The following is a 6,742-nucleotide window of genomic DNA, read 5'->3' on the forward strand; positions in this document are numbered from 1 at the left end:
CATCAGGTGTGAGCCCCAAAGGGGCGATATACATACAGCATGGCCTGTAAGGGCCATGCCTTTTATCCATGCGCTCGGTCATGCCCTCATCCCTGCTCTCAAACCACACGACTCGATCTTTCCCCTTCCCAATAGAAGGAATCAATTTTTTTTTGTATCTTCAACATTGATCCAACAGCGCAGTACTATCATGAAAAGGGCAATCAACTACTTTCTGGGCCTTGCCTTACTGGTCACCTCCGCCTGCGTCTCTACCGACCAGCCCGAAAAGGAAGTGCATGTACCCCCCCTGGAGCTGCATCAGTCGGTTCAGAAGCTCACCGATGTGATCGTGCATGACATCTTTTCGCCGCCGGTTGCCAGCCGTATCTATGCCTACGCCAGCATTGCAGCGTATGAGGTACTGGTGCAGCAGGATTCGGCCTACCTGACACTGGCCGGCCAGCTTAACGGGCTGGAGCCGCTGCCCAAACCCGGCGCCCCCATCCACTGGGAAGTAGCGGCCGTAGATGCCTACCTGCAAACCGGGCGTGCGCTTATTTTCTCTGAAGAAAAGATAGAGGACTACCGCCAGCAGTGGCACCAGCGCCTGCTGGAGCAGGGCATGTCCCGGCAGCTGCTCGACCAGACCACTGCCTACAGCCAGGCCGTTGCCAGCCACATCCTGGCCTGGTCCGGCACCGACAATTACAAGCAGACCCGCACCTTTGAAAAGCACTCCATCGATCCGGAGCCAGGCAAATGGCAGCCCACCCCTCCGGCCTATATGGAAGCCATAGAACCGCATTGGAACAAGATCCGGCCCTTTGTGCTGGATTCGTCCAGTCAGTTTAAGCCAGCGGCTGCTACCCCCTTTAGTGCCGAAAAGGGCAGTCCCTTCTACAATGAAATGCTGGAAGTGTATGAGACCGCCCAAAACCTGAGCGAGGAGCAGAAGGAGATTGCGTCTTTCTGGGACTGCAACCCCTATGTGATGAATGTGCGCGGGCATGTGATGTTTGCCGCCAAGAAGATCACCCCCGGCGGCCACTGGATGGGCATTACTAAAATCGCCTGCCAGAAAGCCGGAGCCCCTCTGATGCAGAGCGCCCAGGCCTATGCCCTTACGGCTGTGGCCCTGGCCGATGGCTTTATCAGCTGCTGGGATGAGAAGTACCGCAGCAATGTGATCCGTCCCGAAACGGTGATCAACCGCTATATTGACGAAAGCTGGGAGCCCCTGCTGCAGACCCCCCCCTTTCCGGAATATCCCAGCGGGCATAGTGTAATTTCTACGGCGGCCTCGGTAGTGCTTACCGATCTGTTTGGCCCCAATTTCTCCTTTGTGGATTCTACCGAAGTGCGCTACGGCCTGGGCTTTCGCTCTTTTACTTCCTTTACGCATGCCGCCGAAGAAGCGGCCATCAGCCGCCTGTACGGAGGCATCCACTACATGCCCGCCATTGAAAATGGGGTAAAGGAGGGGCGTTCTGTTGGCGAATGGGTGGTGAAAAACCTTAAAACCACCATGCGGGAAGAGGAGCAACCCCTGGTAGCGGAGCGAAAAGAGTGATATACGACCAATCTGGCTATAGCATCTTCAACTGGAATGCGCAGTAGCTAAACACTCGTGCCACGAATTACTCGTGGCACGAGTGTTTAGCATAAGTCAGCAGATGTACAGCTATTGCAGCTGGTCTTGAAGAAGCTTTAAGCGAATTGGTATAGGGGGTAGCTATACAAAAGAAAGGCCACATTTACGTGGCCTCTTTTGATTACTGAATAACCAGTTTCCCCCTATACCTGCGCCCATCCACATACAGATGCAGCACATATAATCCGGGGGCATGATGTGCAAGCCTGAAGGGGATTTCCTGCCCAACGGTAGCTACGGTTTCCTGCTGTACCAGCCTGCCCCGGACATCGAGGAGCTGAAGGCGGACCTCTTTGCCTGCTGCTTCGGGCAGGTAGATGGCGCAATTGTTTCCCTGCAGGGGGTTAGGGTAGATCCGCAGGGGGGTGTACCTGTTTTCTGAAATCCCCAGCGGACCCCTGAGGTTTTGGTAAACATAGGCGGCCCGGTTCCTGGCCAGCTGCGGGCTCAGCGGGTCGTAGGCTTTGGCAATCAGTTGGTAGTGTTGGCCCAGATCTTCTTCTCCGGTCCAGGTAATGGTGATGTTGGCCTCGCCCAGGGCCCTGACCTGCCGGGCACTGAGGCTGGCCCCGCTGCGATCAGCAAAATCGCCCCAAATCTCCAGCACAATACTGTCGGAAGGGGTAGGGGCCGTTGCCGAGACCTGCCACTGTATGGCTTCTCCCGGAGCTGGAGCTGTAGAAAGGCCATTAATGGGAAACTGCAGTCCGGCAATCTCCTCCGGGGTTTCCACAATAATCTGCATATCGCGGGTTACAGACCCTATTAGATAATACTCTCCTTCTACCTTTCGCCATTCTTCTACAAGTAGTGCAAAATTGTATTCACCCTCTGTGCCGGGCGCATCCCATACCACATCGCCACTTAGCGGGTTGATCCGAAAATAGGGGGTTTCTCCTGTTTCAGTGCTTCCATTGCGGGCATCTCCGAGCGGGAATGTACGATGCGGATACCGAAAGTTGTGCACCATATACGTTCGATCCTGCCTGCTGGGAATCAGCCGGTAGGCGAGGCTGTCTCCATCTGTTTCCATGGCTCCTGGCTGGTGGTGATAGGTAAGGCCTAGAATACCCCTGTCAATGGGAGGGCGCTTAAAGGTAGGGGTGCTATTGGGTCCCAGAAAAGGGTCTATGACAAGAATGGTCTCAAGATAAAAGGGCGTCTGCACCGGATTATCCATATTAAGGGTACCATCATTGCGGTAAAACTCTCTAAAAGATACCGAATACGTACCAGCACTGGAATAGGTATGGATCACCTTAAACGTATACTGCCAGGTGTCGGGCGATACAAGCGTACGGGGAATATCGGTGCCCTGGTTGTTGATAACCAGAATGGTGCCATCTCCAAAATCCAGCGTGCCATTACTGCCAAACAATACTGCAGAGCTTTGGTCTGCATAACCATGCAGCGTAATCTCATAGGTAAAACTCTGCGGATCAATGCGTCGGGCTGTAATCTCTCCTGCGCGAATATGGGTGGCCTGGGCAGACAGAGACAGTAAGAAAAGAGATGAGACCAGTAAAAAAGAAGCTCTTCTAAAATGGGCAGGCCAAAAAATAGTGATCATGGGCATGAGGTGAAGATCTACCAATAAAGTGGCAAGATTTACCTGAAAAAGCAAAAATTCAGGAGGCTTTTGTTCGCAGAATCAGTCGTATGAAAACGGATGCCCCCACCAGCCCTGCAAAAAGCGCCCATACTCCGGTGGTTACCCCTTTCTTGAAACCTTCAAAACCGTCTGCCTGCTGCCACTCTGTTGCCACCAGAAATGCAGCAGTAGCCACTAATAACCCCCAATACACCCACTTACGTCCCCTGCTGGCCTGCCTGAAATCGGCCGAAGGTCTGTGCAGGCGCACAACTATTCCCACCAGCAGCAACAGGCCCAGAATGGAAAAGGCATGATCGGCCAGCAGCAGGGGGGTGGCCGAAAATGGTCCGATGCCGATCGTGGCCGTAGTGAGGACTGTGCCCGCCAGAGGGCCGACACCGGGATTGGTAAGCCAGTCCAGCAACAGGTGTGAGCCAATGCCCAGCAAAATGGAGAAGAGAAAAATGAGCCAGTGCCGGCCCAGATAGCTCAGAAAAGGGGCCTGTGCATAGCCGCTCAGCCGTCGGTCCAGGGGGTGGGGCAGATGCTGCAGCAGCGGCTGCTTGATGAGCAGCTGAAACACAAAGGCGCCCAGAATGGCCAGTGGCAGATCAAACAGAAAGATGCCCCAGCCCAGCTCTCCCAGTGTAGGGCTGGGGTAGCGCTTGATGAAATACTCATAATCGGGCGCCATGCTGCCAAAGATCAGGCCTGTTGTTGAAAACAGGCGCGGACTAAGCCATTTGAGGGGCAGTGCCCCCAGCGGATGCGAAAGTGTAAAGGGCATAGGCCTAACAAAAAGGGGACTAGCACAGTAGACTAAAAAGAATACCTGTACCGAACCCTAATGTTTATGGAAGAAAATCAGAAGTTCTTATACCACTACCTCAATAATGCCTCCCCCACCGGGTTCGAAAGCGCCGGCCAGCAGCTCTGGCTAGACTATCTCAAACCCTATGTCGATCGCTGGTTTACCGATACCTATGGCACGGCTGTAGGGGTGATCAACCCCGATGCTCCCTACAAGGTGGTGATTGAGGCGCATGCCGATGAGATCAGCTGGTTTGTGAACTACATTAGCGAGCAGGGCTATATCTATGTAAAGCGCAATGGCGGCTCCGATTTCAGCATAGCCCCCAGCATGCGGGTAAACCTGCACACCAAAAAGGGCCTTGTAAAGGGGGTGTTTGGCTGGCCGGCCATCCATGTACGCAAAAAGGAAGGGGAACCCAGCCCCTCCCAGGAAAATGTGTTCATTGATGTGGGCGCCTCCACCAAAGAGGCCGTAGAAGCCATGGGGGTACATGTGGGTACGGTCATCACCTTTGAAGATGAGCTGACAGAACTAAACGATAAATACTACTGTGGCCGGGCGCTGGACAACCGCATTGGCGGCTACATGATTGCCGAGGTGGCCCGTCGGCTGCACCATGAAGACTTTAGGCCCGACTGGGGCCTCTATGTGGTCAATGCCGTGCAGGAAGAAGTAGGCCTGCGGGGTGCCGAGATGATTGCCCACCGAATCCGCCCCAACGTGGCATTGGTTACTGATGTTACGCATGATACTACATCTCCAGGCTACAACAAGATCCTCAACGGGGATCTGCAGTGCGGCAGGGGCCCTGTGCTTACCTATGGGCCGGCTATTCAGTATAAGCTGCAGGAAATGGTGATCGATGTGGCCCAGCGCAACCAGATCCCCTTTCAGCGGGCGGCCGCCAGCCGCGCCACCGGCACCGATACCGATGCCTTTGCCTACTCCAGCGAGGGGGTGGCCGCCGCTCTTATTTCCCTTCCCCTCAAATACATGCATACCACCGTAGAGATGGTGCATAAGGAAGATGTGGAGAACATCATTCGCCTGATGTGCGAGTTTCTGAAAGAGCTGCCCGACCGGCATGATTTCCGCTACATACAGGAAGCGAAAAAGTTATAAGCTGCCTGGGGACCGGTGCCTCAAAATTGCTATTTTCCCTGAAGGGGAAGAAAGCAGGGCCCCGCCTGCCAGTGACCTGCACCTCTAACAGACAATACAGGTATGGAAGCAAAAAACCACCGAAGCGTTACCGACCAGATGGGGCGGGAGATACGCCTACCCTGGCCTCCCCGGCGCATTATTTCCCTGGTGCCCTCTCAAACTGAGCTGCTCTATCACCTGGGGCTGGAAGAGCAGGTGGTGGGCATTACCAAATTCTGTGTGCATCCTCCTCACTGGCGCAAACAAAAGACCTTGGTAGGGGGTACCAAAACACTGCATCCGGAGCTGATACGCCAGCTGCAGCCCGACCTGATCATCGGCAATAAGGAAGAGAACGAGCAGCAAGCAATTGAATCCCTGGCCACTGAATTTCCCGTGTGGATGAGCGATATCGCCTGCCTGGAGGATGCCCTGGAAATGATGCGGCGGGTAGGAGAGATCACCGGCCGGGCAGAAGCCTCCGAAAAGCTGGTGTCAGAAGTGATCCGGGCCTTTGCCGCCCTGCCTGCTATGGAATCTCGCTCGGCCCTTTACCTGATCTGGCGAAAGCCCTGGATGGGGGTGGGCCATAGCACCTTTATTCACCAGATGCTGACCCTTATAGGCCTGCGCAATGTGCTGGAAGACCAGGCCCGCTACCCCGAGCTAAGCGAGGCCGAGCTGCAGCGGCTCAATCCGGAGGTGGTGCTGCTCTCTTCCGAGCCCTACCCCTTTCAGGAAAAGCACCTGGCCGAGCTGCAGGCCCTATTGCCTCAGTCCAGGCTGCTGCTGGTGGATGGCGAGCTGTTCAGCTGGTACGGCAGCCGCCTGCTGCAGGCACCGGCCTATTTTAAGGAGCTGCAGCAGGAACTTCTGGGGAAATAGCCCCACAGGCCAGCGCGGATCGTGGCTGCGATTCCCCCTGACCGGCAGGGCGGAAAGCCGACCGGAACACTCAAGGAATCTGGAACCCTACCCCCTTCATCTGCTCCCAGAAGCGGGGAAAGGACTTCTGTACCACCTCCGGATCTTCAATCCCTACATCCATTTTGGCGGCCAGGGGGGCAAAGGCCATGGCCATGCGATGATCGTCATAGGTGCTAATCTGTACCCGCTCTGGAAGGGGCTGCCGGGCGGGGATCAGGCTAAACATGCCGGCTTCCTCTTCCTGCAGGGAGGCGCCCAGCTTGGCCAATTCGGCCTGCAGAGCGGCAATGCGGTCGGTCTCCTTAATGCGCAGGCTGTGCAGGCCGGTAAAGCGGCCCGGGATGCCCTTGGCAGCACAGCAAACGGCTACGGTCTGGGCCAGGTCGGGGCAGTCGGCAAAATCCTGCTGCAGGCCTTTGCTGGCCGGTGTCTTGTAGAGGCGCAGGCCCTCGGCGTCCCAGCGGCTACCCACCCCCAGTTTTTCCATGATGGCAACAATTTCCCGATCGCCCTGCAGGGAGTGGGGACGCAGGCCAGGCAGCAGCAGCTCGGCCTCTTCGGCCAGGGCCACCAGGCTAAACCAGTAGCTGGCCCCCGACCAGTCGGCCTCAATGCTGTAGTCTCGGGGAGT

General features: G+C 55.8%; 6 protein-coding genes. 3 read left to right on the top strand and 3 right to left on the bottom strand.

Annotation, left to right across the window (positions count from 1 at the left end; translation table 11 throughout):
* Positions 1-190 precede the first annotated feature (190 nt).
* The gene (locus ADICEAN_RS19845) at positions 191-1,552 is read left to right on the top strand and encodes a vanadium-dependent haloperoxidase (protein ID WP_009197454.1); all 1,362 of its coding nucleotides are present in this window, start codon (positions 191-193) and stop codon (positions 1,550-1,552) included.
* 202 nt (positions 1,553-1,754) lie between these two features.
* Here the strand turns inward: ADICEAN_RS19845 and ADICEAN_RS19850 are convergent, their stop codons facing one another.
* Together ADICEAN_RS19850 and ADICEAN_RS21635 are read right to left on the bottom strand one after the other, a co-directional pair.
* Positions 1,755-3,011 carry a T9SS type A sorting domain-containing protein gene (locus ADICEAN_RS19850; RefSeq protein WP_185094348.1) on the bottom strand — a complete coding sequence of 419 codons (1,257 nt, stop codon included), beginning with the start codon at positions 3,009-3,011 and terminating at the stop codon, positions 1,755-1,757.
* Positions 3,012-3,261: 250 nt separating this feature from the next.
* Positions 3,262-4,014, bottom strand: a complete 753-nt coding sequence (locus tag ADICEAN_RS21635) for a DUF4184 family protein (RefSeq protein ID WP_009197456.1) — start codon at positions 4,012-4,014, stop codon at positions 3,262-3,264.
* Between the two features lie 60 nt (positions 4,015-4,074).
* Here ADICEAN_RS21635 and ADICEAN_RS19860 point away from each other — a divergent pair, with 60 nt between their 5' ends.
* Both ADICEAN_RS19860 and ADICEAN_RS19865 read left to right on the top strand, forming a co-directional pair.
* Complete coding sequence (locus ADICEAN_RS19860; protein WP_009197457.1) at positions 4,075-5,163, top strand: M42 family metallopeptidase; 1,089 nt, start codon at positions 4,075-4,077, stop codon at positions 5,161-5,163.
* A 102-nt stretch (positions 5,164-5,265) separates the two neighbouring features.
* Positions 5,266-6,069: a helical backbone metal receptor gene (locus ADICEAN_RS19865; RefSeq protein WP_009197458.1), complete on the top strand. Its 804-nt coding sequence runs from the start codon at positions 5,266-5,268 to the stop codon at positions 6,067-6,069.
* A 70-nt stretch (positions 6,070-6,139) separates the two neighbouring features.
* Here ADICEAN_RS19865 and ADICEAN_RS19870 read toward each other — a convergent pair.
* Positions 6,140-6,742: 3-phosphoshikimate 1-carboxyvinyltransferase (locus ADICEAN_RS19870; RefSeq protein ID WP_040398443.1), on the bottom strand; the 603-nt coding region annotated here is incomplete at its 5' end.

The sequence above is a fragment of the Cesiribacter andamanensis AMV16 genome (assembly GCF_000348925.1).
GTDB lineage: Bacteria > Bacteroidota > Bacteroidia > Cytophagales > Cyclobacteriaceae > Cesiribacter > Cesiribacter andamanensis.

Excerpts from the sequence above, each read along its gene's own strand:
- ADICEAN_RS19845 (WP_009197454.1), top strand. The coding sequence starts at position 191 with ATGAAAAGGGCAATCAACTACTTTCTGGGCCTTGCCTTACTGGTCACC.
- ADICEAN_RS19860 (WP_009197457.1), top strand. The coding sequence starts at position 4,075 with ATGTTTATGGAAGAAAATCAGAAGTTCTTATACCACTACCTCAATAAT.
- ADICEAN_RS19865 (WP_009197458.1), top strand. The coding sequence starts at position 5,266 with ATGGAAGCAAAAAACCACCGAAGCGTTACCGACCAGATGGGGCGGGAG.
- ADICEAN_RS21635 (WP_009197456.1), bottom strand. The coding sequence starts at position 4,014 with ATGCCCTTTACACTTTCGCATCCGCTGGGGGCACTGCCCCTCAAATGG.